Here is a 13,855-nt window from a genome sequence, read left to right on the forward strand (position 1 = left end):
ACCACCAAAGCAAATAAGGTCAATATGACTCTAAGTAATAGAGTGTCACGAATGTGACCGGCGGCACTTTAGGGTGCTGGTGCGGTGCTTCTCGCTGCGACTCTGCCGGGCGCTAGCCGCTTCTCGGCGTACAATAGAGCGCATGATTTTCAAAGGAGTCGGCGACACCCGCCCCTACCCAGACCACGGGCTCACCCAGCGCACCTGGGGCTCCATCGCCCCCTCCCAAGTCCGGCTAGACCGCCTCATTACCACCCAGAAGAATCTCAACCTCGAAACCCTCCTGGCTGAAGACTCCACCTTCTACGGGGACCTCTTCCCTCATGTCGTCCGCTACCGGGGCGAACTCTACCTTGAAGACGGCGTCCACCGCGCCCTGCGTACCGCCCTACAGCGCCGCGCCGTCATGTACGCCCGCGTGCTCGACCTAGATGCCCTGGCCCCCTCACTTCTGGAGCCGGGACATTAGGACGCTGCAACCAGGTGCAGCTCCGGGGTGCCGTCCAGGCGTACGGGGCGTCCGCTCTCATCAAAACGAGCTCCCAGGCCCATCTGAATAAAGCGAATGGTGCTCTCAATGTGGCGCTCGCGGGCTTCGATGCTGCTGGCCTCGTCGGTGCGGTCGGCGCTCGATGAGAGGGAGCCATGCACCAGCTGAGCCAGCTCGCGGATATCATTCTCGGGCAGGTAGCCACGCTCGATAGCAGCAGACAGAATACCTGCCAGGACCATCTGGAGCTCGCGCACATGGTCACCCAGCTTGGCAAAAGCCTCGGGGGAGAGGACCGATCGCATGGCGGGGCCGGGGGGCATGTGGCGGCGGGAAAGGTCCTCAATCTGTAGGCGTACGTAGACAGCCAGCTGGTCGATGGGGTTTTCCACTCCGGCCAGGGCCTCACGCAGTTCGGTGAGGAAGCGCTCGGTCTCATCGAGGGCGTAGGCAATGAGAAGTTCGCCCATGTCGGCAAAGTAGTTGTACACCGCGGTGCGGCCGATACCGGCGGTCTTGGCCACGTGGGTCATGGTGAGGCCGGGCAGGCCGCGCTCGTAGAGCAGACGGCCGAAGGAATCGAGAATAGCGCGCTTGGTGTTCTCGCGCTGGGCGGCGTTGGTGGCGGCGGTAATTCGAGGCATAATGACACCTTACCGCTATCTGTCACTAAAACCTATTTTTCACGACAGAACCCAGCAAACTGTCAGCAAAACCTGCCGCTGGTCCACCGGTGCGGACGCCGCTGCGCCCCACCCCACACCCGGTAAATCGTGCGGGGTTGCCTAAAAATCGGTAAGCTAGTGGGCGCCCAGGTGGCAGGTGGGCACTCTTCAAACCGATACTCAACCCAGGGGATAACTGTGTCTACACCTCCCACCAGCTCACCGGCGTCCGCCCACAAGCAGGGCGCTGATACCGGCTTCGCCCGCCCCACCCGCACCTACTACGACCTGCTTCTGGCAGCCACCTGCGTGGTCTTTATTCTCTCTAACATCGGGGCTACCAAGGGCGTCACCTTCGGGTCAATCATCACCGACGGCGGCTTCTTCCTCTTCCCCCTGGCCTACGTGCTGGGCGATGTGATCAGCGAAATTTACGGCTTTAAACTCGCCCGCCGCGCCATTATCACCAGCTTCGTTGCCGCTGCTGCCGCCGCCGCTAGCTTCTGGGTGCTCATCGCCCTACCCGCCGCCGACTTCTACGAGGGGCAGGCCGCCCTTGAAACCGTACTGGGCCCCGTGCCCCAGATTCTTGCGGGCTCCCTGCTGGGCTTCCTGGCGGGCCAGCTACTGAACTCCTGGGTGCTGGTGAAGCTCAAAGCGGCAACCGGCGGCCGCCACCTCTGGGGCCGACTCATGGGCTCAACCCTGGTCGGCGAACTGGCCGACACCGTCATCTTCTGCTCCATCGCCGCTCCCATTATTGGAATTACAAGTTTCGGCGACTTCCTCAACTACGTCATCGTGGGCTACGTGTACAAGTGCGCCGTAGAGCTACTCCTGCTGCCCATCACCTACCCCGTCATCGGCTGGTTCAAGCGCAAGGAACCCACCTACAGCCCTGCCCGCTAAAGCGAGCGCCCACCAGACTCGCGCGGCGTCCACTCGCGGCCTAAGCGCTGCGAGAGTCTCGTGGGCACTCAGGTGGGGGCGGACGCTCGCCGCCACGGACGTCCGCCTGTCGCGCACCTCCTGCCAAGTGCCCTGCACCCGCCACCAAGGGGGTGATGTGTCTCTCACTGCATAATGGTGAGCACTGAAGACCGGTTTTCCCTCAGAAAACCTGTGTAAACTTTCGGTTCATTGCATACACCACACTCTCTTGAAAGGGAGGGCACCCGTGGCATCAACCACCACCGGCCAGCAGGAGGGCGGCAACCTCAGCCGCGCCCTCTCCCACGGCCAGCTCACCATGATTGCCCTCGGCCTCGCCGTGGGTACCGGCCTCTTTTTGGGCTCCGGCGCAGCTATCTCTATCGCGGGCCCGGCCGTCATCGTCTCCTACGCTATCGGCTCACTGATTGCCGCTATTATCGGCGCTTGCGCCGGTGAAATGGCCGTGCGCTACCCCGTACGCGGCGGCTTCGGCACCATCGCCGGTAAGTTCCTCAGCCCCTACGCGGGCTACCTGACCCGCTGGGCCTACTGGATGACCACCGTAACCCTGGCCGGTGCCGAGGTCGTAGCCGTTGGCGCCTACATGGCCTACTGGTACCCCAACGTCCCTCTCTGGATCTGGGTGCTCATCGCGGGCGGTGCGATTTTCGTGCTCAACCTGACCAGCGTCAAGTCCTTCGGTGTGGTGGAATTCTTCCTCTCCTCCATTAAGGTGAGCGCGGTCGTCCTCTTTATCATCTTTGGCCTGGCCCTGGTCTTCTTCGGCCTGCCCGGCCAGGACGCCACCGGCGTCTCCAACCTCACCGCCCACGGCGGCTTTATGCCCAACGGCCTGTCCTCCATCTGGATCGCCCTGGCCGTGGTCATGTTCTCCTTCGGCGGTATCGAGCTGATCTCCATCTCCGCAGCAGAAGCTAAGGACCCGGTGCGCTCCGTACGCTCCTCAGCTAAGGCTATGATGTGGCGCCTGGCAACCTTCTACGTGCTCTCCCTCTTCATCGTGGTTGCCATCATCCCCTGGACGAGCGCAGCCGCCCTGGGCAAGGACATCGAAGGTTCCCCCTTCGTTATGGTCTTCACCGAACTGGGTATTCCCTACATCGGCGGTATCACCAACTTCATCCTGCTGACCGCAGCCCTCTCCGGCGCAAACGCCGCCCTCTATGCAGCCACCCGCCTGCTGCACGCCCTGGGACACGAGGGCATGGCACCCAAGGTTCTCTCCCGCACTAGCTCCTCGGGCATCCCCGCCCTGGCCCTGACCGTTTCGTCCCTGGGAGCTGTGGTCGCCATGATTATGGCCATCTCGGGTGTGGGCGGAATCTTCGGCTACATGATGGCCCTGGTCACCGTCAGCGTGCTGGTGGTCTGGTCCATGATTCTGCTGTCCTACATGGCCTACAAGAAGGTCGAAGGCGACGCCTCCCCCTTCCGCGTTTTCGGCGGCTCAGCCACCGCAGCGGTTGGCCTGACCGGCGTGATCGCCACCTTCATCGCTATGTTCTTCGCAGGCGGCTCCATGCTCCCCTCCATCTTCGTGGGCCTGGGCTTCTTCGGCCTGATCACCGTCATCTACTTCGCCGGTGTTAACAAGAACATCAGCACCTCAGACGACGCCTTTGAAGAGGTCCGCACCGTCACCACCCAGGTGCCCGTCGTCGACGGCACAAAACAGCGATAAAATCAGTAGCAGGTCTACACAAGGACGCCGGTAGCCCGCTCCCCGCCGCCCGGCAGGGGAGCAGCGCACCGGCGTCCGCGCATTAACACCGCTACCGCACACGACGTTTTCTCACAGTAAGGCTTACCGTGGCACACACACCTCCGCAGGGGCAGGCCCAGGCGACCACCCTCAAACGCTCACTCACGCACGGGCAGATGACCATGATTGTGCTGGGCTCGGCCCTGGGTACCGGCCTCTTTTTGGGCTCCTCGGGCGCTATCGCCCTGGCGGGCCCGGCCGTCATTCTGGCCTACGCTATCGGCTCCCTGGTCGCCGCCATTATTGCCGCCTCTACCGGCGAAATGGCCGTGCGCTACCCGGTGCGCGGTGGCTTCGGCTCCATCGCTGGCCGCTACCTGGGCCCCTACGCCGGCTACCTGACCCGCTGGGCCTACTGGACCGTCACCGCCATTATCACCGGTATTGAGCTGGTCGCGGTTGCTACCTACCTGCAGTACTGGTGGCCCTCCCTGCCCCTGTGGGTGGGCATCGTGCTCTTTGGTGCTGTAATTGTGCTGCTGAACATTCGCTCGGTCAAGTACTTTGGCACCATGGAGTTCTTCCTGTCCTCCATCAAGGTCATCGCCCTGCTGCTTTTCGTGGTGGTGGGCCTGGCCCTGGTCTTTGTGGGCTTCCCCGGCCACGAGGCCACCGGCACTGGCAACCTGACCAACGACGGCGGCTTCATGCCCACCGGCTTCCACGGCATCTGGCTCTCACTGGCCGTGGTCATGTTCTCCTTCGGCGGCATCGAAATGCTCTCCATTTCAGCGGCTGAGGCCAAGGACCCGGTGCGCTCGGTACGGGCCTCGACCAAGGCGAACATGTGGCGCCTGGCTACTATCTATGTGGTCGCCCTCTTCATCGTGGTATCGATTATTCCCTGGCAGTCAGCCGCCCAGCTCGACGGCTCCGTTGAAGCCTCACCCTTCGTGCTGGTCTTCTCAGAAGTCGGTGTTCCGGCCATTGCCTCCATCACCAACTTCATTATTCTGGTTGCCGCCCTGTCCGCCGCCAACGCCAATCTCTACGCGGGCACCCGCCTGCTGCACTCCCTGGCGAGTGAGAAGATGGCACCTGCGCCCCTGGCCCGCGTCAGCGGTGGAGGCATTCCCGTGCTGGCCATGTGGGCTTCAACCTCGGGCGTGGTGCTGGCGATTCTGCTGGCCCTCTTCCTGCCCGGCCAGGCCTTTGGTCTGATGATGACCCTGACCATGGTCTGCGCCCTCACCGTATGGGTTCTGATTCTGCTGGCCTACATCGCCTTCAAGGGGGTTGAGGGTAACTCTTCGGCCTTCCGCATGTGGGGCGGGCGGGTTACCGCTGGCCTGGGTATCTTCCTGCTGCTGGCTATCTGGGCGGCTCTCTTCGCCCGCACCGGCAACGCTGCCCCGGCCACCATGGGCATCGCCTACTTCCTGATTCTGACCATGATCTACTTCGGCGTGGTCAAGCGCGTGCACACCGGGCACGAGGACGCCTTCGCCGAGGCAGACGCCGCCGTGGCAGCCCACAGCGGTGGCAGGGGCTAGGTATGGGTGCAGTCTATGAGGTCGAGGTTCCCCTGCGCTGGGGCGACATGGACGCCTACGGCCACGTCAACAACGTGACCATGATGCAGGTGCTCGAAGAAGCCCGCGTTGCCCTCTTCGGGCCGCCTCCCTCGTCCGGCGAACCTGCGCCGGTCGCGGGGGAGAGCGCCGGGAGCCAGCCGACTGAGAGCCAGCCGGGGCGGGCGTCCGCGCAGCTTCCCCTTTTTGAAAGCCTGCCTACCGGCACCCAGGCCCTGGTCGCTGAAAACCACGTTAAGTACCGCAGCCCCCTAGCCTACCGCGGGGTGCCGGTGCGGGTGCAGATGCAGGTTAGTAAAGTGACGGCAGCTTCGCTGGTTGTGGGCTACGAACTATACGACCCGGTGACCGGCGTCCACTGCGTTTCAGCCAGCACCACCCTGGCCTTCTTCAATGTTGAGACCGGCTCCCTGGTGCGCCTGAGCGCCGAACAGCGGGAGCAGCTGGCAGCCTAGATTGTAGATGCCCTTTAAAAAGTGCACGTGCCCTCCACTTTTGGCAGGACACGTGCACTTTTTATATGGCGCTTGAGTCTTTAGGCTGCGAGGACGCGGTTGAGCTTGTTGAAAGAGGACTTCCAGCCAGCTACCGACATTTCGTGCATAGCCGGGTCGAGCGGACCCTGGGTGATGGTGACGCGGGTGGTAGACTCGTCAATCTTCTCGAAAGCGGTGCGGTTGAGGAAATAAGAACCAGCCTCCATGCCATGGGCTTCAGCCAGTTCCTCACCAATAGCCTCGTAGCCTTCAATCAGCTCACCGGGCACCAGCTTGTGGAAGGTACCGTTGACGGGGGAGGTGAACTCGGGGTTCTCTTCGCTGACCATGACGAACTTCTGGGCGCCGCCCTCACGCACGTCAATCTCAACGGTGTTGAGGGGCACGGTGAAGCCCTCGGGGCCGAACCACTGGGGTATCAGTTCTGCTGAGGTGAAAGCCTCGTAGAGGGCCTCGGGGGTTGCCTCAAAATCGTGGGTAAAGGTCAGGACTTCTTCGGGGGGCGATGGTGTCAAAATCAAAGTTCATGGATTCTCCTTGTTGAGTAGATACCGCTTAAAAAGTGCATATGCCCTGTGAAAAGTGACAGGCATGTGCACTTTTGCGGGGGTGTAGAGGACGAGAGCGAGGGCGCTTAGCGTGCGAGCAGTTTGGCCAGCTTGCCGAAGGAGCCCTGCCAGGAGGCCAGGGTCTGCTCGTGCACACCGGAGGGCAGGGGGCCCTGGGTGAGCTTCAGAATGGTGCCTTCGCCGACGCCGTCCTCGGTCACCGCGGTGCCTGCCTCGAACTCAAGACGCAGGCCAATCAGGGTGTCTGAGGGCTGGCCGGACGGGGTGGGCAGGGCCTCCCGGTATTCGATGGTGTGGGGCTCGGCTAGAGTCACAAAGCGCATGTACATGGGGGCCTGGAACTTAGCCTGATCCTTGTGGCGCATGACGAACTGCTTGCGTCCACCAATCACCGGTTCCAGGGTCAGGGTGTTGGGAATAATCTTCCAATCGGCAGGGCCAAACCACTTGATAAAGAGAGTGGGGTTGGTAAAGGCCTCAAAGACCTGCTGAGGGGTCGCCGCGAACTCGTGGCGGTAGGTGATGGTTTCCTCGGGCTTGAGGTCGTCAATCTTAAAGTCGTTCATGCTCTACTTCTCATCGCTGGTGGGCTTGGTGGTGTCGGCCTGGTCGGTTTTAGGCTGCGCGGACGCGTCCGCCCCGGCGTCCTGACCCTGGGCCGCCTTCTCGGCTGCCCGGCGGGCCTCGGCCTCAGCCTTTGCCTTCATATTGGCCTCCCAGCGGGCCTGGGCGGCAGCTGCCCGCTCGGCGTCCTTAGCGGCCTTACGCGCGGCGGCTTCTTCCTGGGCCTTTTGCTGGGCAACCTTCTTGGCGTAGTACTTACCCAAGAACTCATCGCGGTAGTCGAAATATTCCCCGGAGTCGATCGCCGCGCGGGCGTCGTCCACCATCTTCACAATAAAACGCTCATTGTGAATCGAGGCCAGGGTCGCTGAGAGGCGCTCGTCGGCCTTGAAGAGGTGGTGCAGGTAGGCGCGGGTGTAGTGGGTGCAGGTGTAGCAGTCGCAGCCCTCGAAGATGGGGGAGAAGTCGGTGCGGTAGCGGGCGTTGGTCAGGTTGAAGCGGCCATCGGGGGTGTAAACGGCCGCGTTGCGGGCCACGCGGGTGGGGGAGACACAGTCGAAGGTGTCGACGCCGTTTTCAATGCCGGTGAAGATGTCATCGGGCTCCGAAATGCCCAGCAGGTGGCGGGGCTTGTTCTCGGGTAGTTCCTCGTTGCACCAGCGCACGATAGTGCCCAGGTTTTCCTTTTCGAGCGCCCCGCCCAGGCCAAAGCCGTCAAAGGGCATGGCTCCTAAATCGCGGCAGGCCTTGCGGCGCAAATCCTCGTACTGGGCCCCCTGAATCACGCCGAAGAGGGCCTGGTAGGGTTTGCCCACCCGCTCAGCGGTCAGGCGCTGGTGCTCAGCAATACAGCGCAGGGCCCACAGGCGGGTGCGCTCCAGGGCTTCTTCCTGGTAGGCCCGGGAGTTGTAAAGGGTGGTCAGCTCATCGAAGGCAAACATGATGTCAGCACCAATCTGGTGCTGCACCTGCATAGATACCTCGGGGGTGAAACGGTGAATATCGCCGTTGATGTGGGACTTAAAGTTGACCCCGTCGTCGTCCACATGGGCCATGCGTTCCTTGCCCGCCGCCACGTCGTCGTCGCCGATGGGGCGGCCGTCCGCGCCGGTAGCCCCGGCCACGGTACCCATGTCGATAACCTTCTTGAAGCCGGAACCCAGGCTCATCACCTGGAAGCCCCCGGAGTCGGTGAAGGTGGGGCCGTCCCAGTTCATGAACTTACCCAGGCCGCCTGCGGTGTCGAGGACGTCCGGCCCCGGCTGCAGGTAGAGGTGGTAGGCGTTGGCCAGCAGGGCCTGGGCGCCCAGATCTTTCATAGCCTCGGGCAGCACGGCCTTGACGGTTGCCTTGGTACCCACCGGGGTGAAGGCGGGGGTGGCGATATCGCCGTGCGGGGTGTGAATGACGCCGGTACGCCCCTGGAAGGCGCCGCCGTTGGCGTCCACCTGCTTGCCGGTGGGCTGGGCAGTATCGGTCAGGCGGTTGCCCAGTTCAAAAGAAAAAGTGGGATCAGAAAATTCGGTATTGAGCACGGGAACAAGTCTACCGGGTGAGTGCGGAAGGACGCTGTGGCCCCGCTCCTTGAGGGTAAACGAAAGCTTCATAGGTATGCAGGAAGCACATACCTATGAAGCTTTCGGCGACATTCGGTGCGAGTGTGGGGTGCGATCTTAGTCGTCAGAGACGGTGACGGTCACGGGGATGTTGCCGCGGGTGGCATTGGAGTAGGGGCAGACCTGGTGGGCTGCGTCGGCCAGCGCCTGGGCCTCGTCCTGGGGCAGCTCAGGGATGACGACCTCAAGCTCAACAGCCAGACCAAAGCCCTCGCCCTGCTTGCCGATAGAGACCTTAGCCCCTACGGAGGAGCCCTCGATGTTCTTCTTCTGCATGCGGGCAACCATCTGCAGGGCAGAGTGGAAGCAGGCAGCGTAGCCGGAGGCAAAAAGCTGCTCGGGGTTCAGGCCCTTGCCGGAGCCACCCATCTCAACGGGAATGGCGAGATCGGCATCAAAAGCGCCGTCAACGGTGCGGACGTGGCCGTTGCGGCCTTCGCCGGTTGCTAGGGCTTCGGTGGTGTAGAGGGGTTCCATGGGGTTTCCTTTCATGAGGTTTTAATTAGATTGTACACAATCTAATTGCGTGCAAGTAAATTGTTGGCTGATAATTTGCCCACAACCTATACTGGGTGGAATGAACCAAGACAGCAGCCTCGCCCTCGACAACCAGCTCTGCTTCTCCCTCTACCGCTCCAGCCGGGCCGTCACCCGCGCCTACCAGCAGCACCTGGGGGAGCTAGGTCTGACCTACCCCCAGTACCTGGTCATGCTGGTCATGTGGGAGAACCCCAACGGGCTGGGCATGAAAGAACTTGCCGCCCGCCTCGACCTCGACAGCGGCACCCTGACCCCTCTCATCAAGCGCCTGATTGACCACGGCCTGCTGACCAAGACCCGCGACGCCCGCGACGAGCGTCGCACCCTCGTCAGCCTCACCCCTGCCGGGCAGGAGCTGAGAGGACGCGCGGCGTCCGTCCCCGGGGCCATCTACGCCACCTGCGCGGTTGAGGGCCTCGACGTCCTGGCCCTCAAGGCCGAACTCGATGCCCTAGCCGAGCACCTGGCCGAAACACCTCCACGGGCAGATGGAACCAAGTAGGTTAGGGGTATGGTTCTTGCGCGTTTCAAAGCCCGACCCTTGCTCACCTGCGTCGCTCTGGTCCTCTGCATAGCGGTTGCATCGCTGCTGAGCAATATCACCACAGAAGCCCAGCTCTCGGGTCAAGCTGAGGCCATCACCTATGTGCGTAAAGTGGTGAGTAAGCTCCTCAACTCGGGCACCCTATGGGCAGCCCTGGGGTTCTACGCGGGCTGGCTGTGGTCTGGTAGTAAGGCGCGCCCCGCCCCGCTCTGGGTGCCTGTGGCAGCCGCGGTAGCAGCGTCCTTAGGTGCCCTAGCCGGGCACTACGCCCTGGGGAACCTGCTGGGCATCATGGAAGCCAGCATCTGGATTGAGAACTACCACTGGTTTATTGCAGCCGTTATCATATCGGGGCCCCTGGGCTGGTTGGGCGCTAGGTCCGCGCAGGACGACCGCATAGGGAAGCTCCTGCGCTATCTGGTTCCCGCGGGGGCTGTAGCAGAGCCCCTCGTCACCGGCATGTTCTGGTATCCGTCAGGGTTCAGTTTCCCGGTGTCTGAGATTGCCTCAAGCTATACCGTGGGCCTATTGCTGATGCTTCTAGGCGCGCTGGGACTTTGGGCCGTCTACTGCGCGAATAAGGCGGCCGCCCCCACCCTAGAAAACCCGCGCCGCCGCTTCTAGCACCATCCAGGCCTGGAGCTGGGTCGAAAGATCAACCGGCTGGGCGGGCTTGAGAACCTCAGAAATATGCCGGGTGACATCGGGTGAAAAGAGGGCAACAGCCTCACCGCGAATCTCGGTGGGGTCGATGCCGAGCTCGTTCATGGGCAGGTCGGGGTCGAACTCGCGGCGTCCGTCCCAGAAGAGTTCGGCGGTTGCAAGGACGAAATCCCGCGCCTGCTCCCGTACGCCCTGCGGCAGGGCAGTGTGTGCGGCAACCTCGGCAAGGTAGCGTACCAAAATACCGGTGAAGAGTCCGCCGTCCCCGCCGCCCTGGGTCGCTAGAACCCGCAGAGTTTCTGCGTCTGACACCTCAAAATCTCGGCCAAACTCCCGGTCAATACCGGCTAGAACCTCGGCGATATGCTTAGCCGGGTCAACCGTCAGCATCTCAGACTTGCCGGCATCAAGCACCGCCAGATAGGCCGCGAGAACCGGCCCCTGGTTATAGGTGTAGAGACCGCGCTCCACCGAGGAAATCTCGGCGCGACTCCCGCGCCCGGCCACCTTGACCCCGTCCAGGTAGAGGCCGCGCTCAGCATCAAAGAGGTTGGCGTGCAGCCAGTTCAAGAGGGCAGCAGCCTCGTCATACCGGTGGGCCCGCGCGAGAGCCAGGGCAATGGGGGCGGTCGCCGGGGTGTTCTTAAAATCGTGGTCCTTCGACCAGAAGGCACCCCCACCCACCTCAGGGGTGCAGGCAGCTGCCAGCTCCCGGTACAGCCGGGTGGCGGCGTCCTGGGCCGCAGAATCCCCGTTGCCCTCCACGGCGAGCGCCAGCCGGTTGAGGCGCTCGCAGGCCAGGGTCAGCCAGGCCATGTCGTCGTAGAAGGAGTTGGGGTAGGAGCCGAGGTTGCGCATCTGGATGCCGCGCAGTACCGCGCGGGCCTGGCGCAGGGACGCTTGTGCCTGGCCCTGCCCGTCGGGTGTGGTGAGCTGGCGGAAGCCTGCATCGACGAGGTTGTCGAGCAGGTGGGCCTGCCACCAGTAGTGCCATTCACCGCGCCGCTGGCTGCGGCGGCGGGTGTCGGGGTGGAGGGTGCGCCCTAGCAGGGTACCGGGGACGCCTGCGACCCGGTGCCCGAAGAGCCGCGTGACGGAGTGGGCTGCTGTGCCTGCCCGCTGCCCCAGGGTGTGGCGGTGCTCGGCGGTGAGCGCTGCGAGCTGGTCGGGTGAGTGCTGCAGGTGCTTGGGGTGCATGGCGTTTCTTTCTTTGGCGCGTCGGTGGGCGGTGGTGTGGGCCGGTTTTTAGTCTACCGGCTGGGCGGTGCCGGTGCTCTTGTGCCGAATGTACCTCTTATTCCCGAGCGGGTGGGCTTACTCCCGACATTCGGGAAAAGGCGTCACATTCGGCGGCAGGGTGCTTCTGCTAAAGTATGGTGAATGCACACCTCTTCTTCTGCTGGGCGGGTTTCTGCCGTCTGGGTTTATTTATCGTCTGCTGCCCTGTCGATGCTGGGCAATTCTATTGCCGGTATTGTCTGGCCCTGGCTGGTGTTAGAGCGCACCGGTAACCCGGCTGCTGCCGGTATCGTGGCGGCTGCGATTGCAGTGCCGTCGCTGGTCTTTGCCTATTTTGGGGGCAATCTGGTCGATAGTCTGGGCCGGAAACCGGTGTCGGTGATTTCGGATATCATTTCGGGCCTGTCGGTGATGGCCGTGATTGCGGTTGATATGGTTTTTGGGCTGACGCTGAGCTGGTTCATCATCATCGGTATTTTGGGTGCGGTGGGTGATATCCCGGGTATGAGTGCCCGCGCTGCCCTGGTGGGTGATGTGGCTGCGACCTCGCGTAAGAAGGTTGCCCAGATTTCTGGCTGGAACCAGGCTTTGAGCGGGGTCAGCTTCCTGGTGGGCCCGGCTGTAGCCGGTGTGCTGATGACGGCCCTGCCCATCGAGCAGGTTCTCTGGATTACGGCCGGTTGCTCCCTGGTGGCCGCCGCCCTGACCGCCTGCTTGCGCCTGCAGAAGGCGGGCGCGGACGTCCGTGCTGAGGGGCAGGACGCCGCTGCCCAGCTGGGTGAGGACGGGCAGGTGCCAGCGTCCTCCCCTGAAGCCCCTACCGAAGACCCTTTCAAGGGGCTGGCGGGCTGGAAGAAGGCCCTGGGCTACCCGGTGATTCGTCTGCTGGCTCTGGATTCTTTGCTATCGATGGCCCTGGTAATGCCCTATCTAATGGTGCTTCTACCCGCGCATTTTCAGGGAATTAACCAGCCGGGGCTGTACGGGGCGTCCATGTCTGCCTTTGCCGTGGGCATAATGGTGACCAGTATGGTGGCGGGGAAGATTATTCCCTTCCCGCGCCGGGCCTGGGTGGTGGGTATGGTCTTCAATACCCTGGCCTTCTTTGGCATGGCCTTGCTCGAAACTTCCTGGCTGGCCATCGTGGGTATGGGTGTTGCCGGCCTGGGCGGGGGTATTATGAACCCCCTGCAGACCCTGCTGGTGACTGAGGGTGTACCCGAGCAGATTCGCGGCCGGTCGTTCTCAATCTTTATGGCTATTAGCCAGGTGGCCGCGCCGATTGGCCTGGTGGCTACCTCGGCGGTTTTGGCCTTTGTGACGATTTATCAGGTGGCCTGGGCGCTGGCTGGCCTTTGGCTACTGGTGGCTATCTACCTGGTGGTGCGCGGCCTGCAGCTGCTGCCGGCCAGGAGTGCTGAGTCAGTAGAAAAAGGTGCCCCTGCGCCTGTGGTCGAGTAGCTTCAAAGTCCCGGGCCGAATGTGCCTCTTATTCCCGAGCGGGTGGGCTTACTCCCGACATTCGGGAAAAGGCGTCACATTCGGCAGCTCATTGTTCCCAGGCTGGTGGGGGAGCGCTGGTTGAGGCCAGGGAGAGTAAGAAGTCGTAGCTCTGAGTGTTGGCGGTTTGTTTCCCTTGGGTCTCGTAGCTGTCGATGAGGTTAGAGATTTTTTGTCTGAGTTCTTCGGCCTGCTCAGGGGTGAGGTGTAGCTGGGAGACGAGTAGGGCTGAACCTTTGGCCGGCACCAGTAGGGGTTGGTCTGTGCTGGCGGAATTGAGTGCCAGCTGCCAGGTGCTTTTGGCGTGGTCAAGCTGGGCATTGATGAGCCCCAGGGAGAGGGCTGCGTCCTCAGTAGTTGCTGTTTGGGCGTCGAGAGTGAAGCCCTCGCGGGTGGTGAGCTGCCATACTCTGTCGCGCTTGTCGCGGGCTTGCTCGGGGGCTTCGGTGATAATGCCACCTTTGGCAAGGGCTCGCAGGTGGTAGCTGAGGGCGTTAGAGGGCAGGTCTAATTCCCGGGCTAGGTCTGTGGCGCGGGCGTAGGTAAGCCTAGCTAGGGTGGTGACGATGCGGACGCGGACGGGGTGGGCCAAGGTCCGCATTTGAGTTCGGACGGTGGTGGGTTTGGGAGGTTGCTCCGGTGTGGTCATGGGGTCAGTCTAGGAAATATTGGGTGTTTCCTCAAAAATTATTGCGCAATATATATTGCGCAATAATTCTT

The 13,855-nt window shown here is 62.5% G+C and carries 14 protein-coding genes and 1 pseudogene; 8 read left to right on the top strand and 7 right to left on the bottom strand.

Translation table 11 applies throughout. The features are described from left to right. Nucleotides 1–142: 142 nt before the first annotated feature. On the top strand, nt 143–469 hold the full coding sequence (locus L7A20_RS07400; RefSeq protein ID WP_237222962.1) for a type II toxin-antitoxin system VapB family antitoxin: 327 nt from the start codon (nt 143–145) through the stop codon (nt 467–469). Here L7A20_RS07400 and L7A20_RS07405 read toward each other — a convergent pair. After that, complete coding sequence (locus L7A20_RS07405; RefSeq protein WP_237205834.1) at nt 466–1,134, bottom strand: TetR/AcrR family transcriptional regulator; 669 nt, start codon at nt 1,132–1,134, stop codon at nt 466–468. The two genes, L7A20_RS07400 and L7A20_RS07405, sit on opposite strands and share 4 nt — an antisense overlap. 219 nt (nt 1,135–1,353) lie before the next feature. On the opposite strand from L7A20_RS07405, the gene L7A20_RS07410 reads away from it, so the two are divergent. From L7A20_RS07410 to L7A20_RS07425, 4 genes are all read left to right on the top strand, one after another. Continuing rightward, nucleotides 1,354–2,064: a queuosine precursor transporter gene (locus L7A20_RS07410; RefSeq protein WP_237222963.1), complete on the top strand. Its 711-nt coding sequence runs from the start codon at nt 1,354–1,356 to the stop codon at nt 2,062–2,064. 268 nt (nt 2,065–2,332) lie between these two features. Beyond that, a complete protein-coding gene (locus L7A20_RS07415) occupies nt 2,333–3,790 on the top strand; it encodes an amino acid permease (RefSeq protein WP_237222964.1) in 1,458 nt (485 codons plus the stop codon). Nucleotides 3,791–3,918: 128 nt separating this feature from the next. Beyond that, a complete protein-coding gene (locus tag L7A20_RS07420) occupies nt 3,919–5,364 on the top strand; it encodes an amino acid permease (protein WP_237222965.1) in 1,446 nt (481 codons plus the stop codon). A 2-nt stretch (nt 5,365–5,366) separates the two neighbouring features. Then, a complete protein-coding gene (locus L7A20_RS07425; RefSeq protein ID WP_237222966.1) occupies nt 5,367–5,858 on the top strand; it encodes an acyl-CoA thioesterase in 492 nt (163 codons plus the stop codon). An 80-nt stretch (nt 5,859–5,938) separates the two neighbouring features. On the opposite strand, the gene L7A20_RS07430 is transcribed toward L7A20_RS07425, so the two are convergent. The 4 genes and pseudogenes from L7A20_RS07430 to L7A20_RS07445 all read right to left on the bottom strand — a co-directional run bounded on the left by L7A20_RS07430 (nt 5,939) and on the right by L7A20_RS07445 (nt 9,126). After that, entirely contained in the window at nt 5,939–6,421 is a 483-nt protein-coding gene (locus tag L7A20_RS07430; RefSeq protein WP_237222967.1) for an SRPBCC family protein, read from the bottom strand. Between the two features lie 113 nt (nt 6,422–6,534). Further along, nucleotides 6,535–7,035: an SRPBCC family protein gene (locus L7A20_RS07435; protein WP_237222968.1), complete on the bottom strand. Its 501-nt coding sequence runs from the start codon at nt 7,033–7,035 to the stop codon at nt 6,535–6,537. A gap of 237 nt (nt 7,036–7,272) precedes the next feature. Beyond that, a pseudogene (tgt, locus tag L7A20_RS07440) lies at nt 7,273–8,640 on the bottom strand (tRNA guanosine(34) transglycosylase Tgt); the annotation flags it as partial. A gap of 66 nt (nt 8,641–8,706) precedes the next feature. After that, on the bottom strand, nt 8,707–9,126 hold the full coding sequence (locus tag L7A20_RS07445) for an organic hydroperoxide resistance protein (protein ID WP_237186960.1): 420 nt from the start codon (nt 9,124–9,126) through the stop codon (nt 8,707–8,709). A gap of 100 nt (nt 9,127–9,226) precedes the next feature. On the opposite strand from L7A20_RS07445, the gene L7A20_RS07450 reads away from it, so the two are divergent. After that, nucleotides 9,227–9,691, top strand: coding sequence for a MarR family winged helix-turn-helix transcriptional regulator (locus L7A20_RS07450; protein ID WP_237222969.1), 465 nt, complete (start codon nt 9,227–9,229; stop codon nt 9,689–9,691). Nucleotides 9,692–9,700: 9 nt separating this feature from the next. Beyond that, the gene (locus L7A20_RS07455; RefSeq protein ID WP_237222970.1) at nt 9,701–10,357 is read left to right on the top strand and encodes a hypothetical protein; all 657 of its coding nucleotides are present in this window, start codon (nt 9,701–9,703) and stop codon (nt 10,355–10,357) included. On the opposite strand, the gene L7A20_RS07460 is transcribed toward L7A20_RS07455, so the two are convergent. Beyond that, nucleotides 10,331–11,593 carry a glycoside hydrolase family 76 protein gene (locus L7A20_RS07460; protein ID WP_237222971.1) on the bottom strand — a complete coding sequence of 421 codons (1,263 nt, stop codon included), beginning with the start codon at nt 11,591–11,593 and terminating at the stop codon, nt 10,331–10,333. The genes L7A20_RS07455 and L7A20_RS07460 overlap by 27 nt on opposite strands. 183 nt (nt 11,594–11,776) lie before the next feature. On the opposite strand from L7A20_RS07460, the gene L7A20_RS07465 reads away from it, so the two are divergent. Beyond that, nucleotides 11,777–13,096, top strand: a complete 1,320-nt coding sequence (locus tag L7A20_RS07465; protein WP_237222972.1) for an MFS transporter — start codon at nt 11,777–11,779, stop codon at nt 13,094–13,096. Between the two features lie 88 nt (nt 13,097–13,184). On the opposite strand, the gene L7A20_RS07470 is transcribed toward L7A20_RS07465, so the two are convergent. Continuing rightward, the gene (locus L7A20_RS07470) at nt 13,185–13,727 is read right to left on the bottom strand and encodes a winged helix-turn-helix domain-containing protein (protein WP_237222973.1); all 543 of its coding nucleotides are present in this window, start codon (nt 13,725–13,727) and stop codon (nt 13,185–13,187) included. Between the last annotated feature and the right edge of the window lie 128 nt (nt 13,728–13,855).

Origin of the sequence: Rothia nasimurium, from assembly GCF_928381415.1 — a bacterium.
In the GTDB taxonomy this organism is placed as follows: domain Bacteria; phylum Actinomycetota; class Actinomycetes; order Actinomycetales; family Micrococcaceae; genus Rothia; species Rothia nasimurium_H.

Coding starts and splice junctions, on each gene's coding strand:
- L7A20_RS07435 (WP_237222968.1), bottom strand. CDS start 7,035: ATGAACGACTTTAAGATTGACGACCTCAAGCCCGAGGAAACCATCACC.
- L7A20_RS07455 (WP_237222970.1), top strand. CDS start 9,701: ATGGTTCTTGCGCGTTTCAAAGCCCGACCCTTGCTCACCTGCGTCGCT.
- L7A20_RS07450 (WP_237222969.1), top strand. CDS start 9,227: ATGAACCAAGACAGCAGCCTCGCCCTCGACAACCAGCTCTGCTTCTCC.
- L7A20_RS07465 (WP_237222972.1), top strand. CDS start 11,777: ATGCACACCTCTTCTTCTGCTGGGCGGGTTTCTGCCGTCTGGGTTTAT.
- L7A20_RS07405 (WP_237205834.1), bottom strand. CDS start 1,134: ATGCCTCGAATTACCGCCGCCACCAACGCCGCCCAGCGCGAGAACACC.
- L7A20_RS07445 (WP_237186960.1), bottom strand. CDS start 9,126: ATGGAACCCCTCTACACCACCGAAGCCCTAGCAACCGGCGAAGGCCGC.
- L7A20_RS07460 (WP_237222971.1), bottom strand. CDS start 11,593: ATGCACCCCAAGCACCTGCAGCACTCACCCGACCAGCTCGCAGCGCTC.
- L7A20_RS07425 (WP_237222966.1), top strand. CDS start 5,367: ATGGGTGCAGTCTATGAGGTCGAGGTTCCCCTGCGCTGGGGCGACATG.
- L7A20_RS07400 (WP_237222962.1), top strand. CDS start 143: ATGATTTTCAAAGGAGTCGGCGACACCCGCCCCTACCCAGACCACGGG.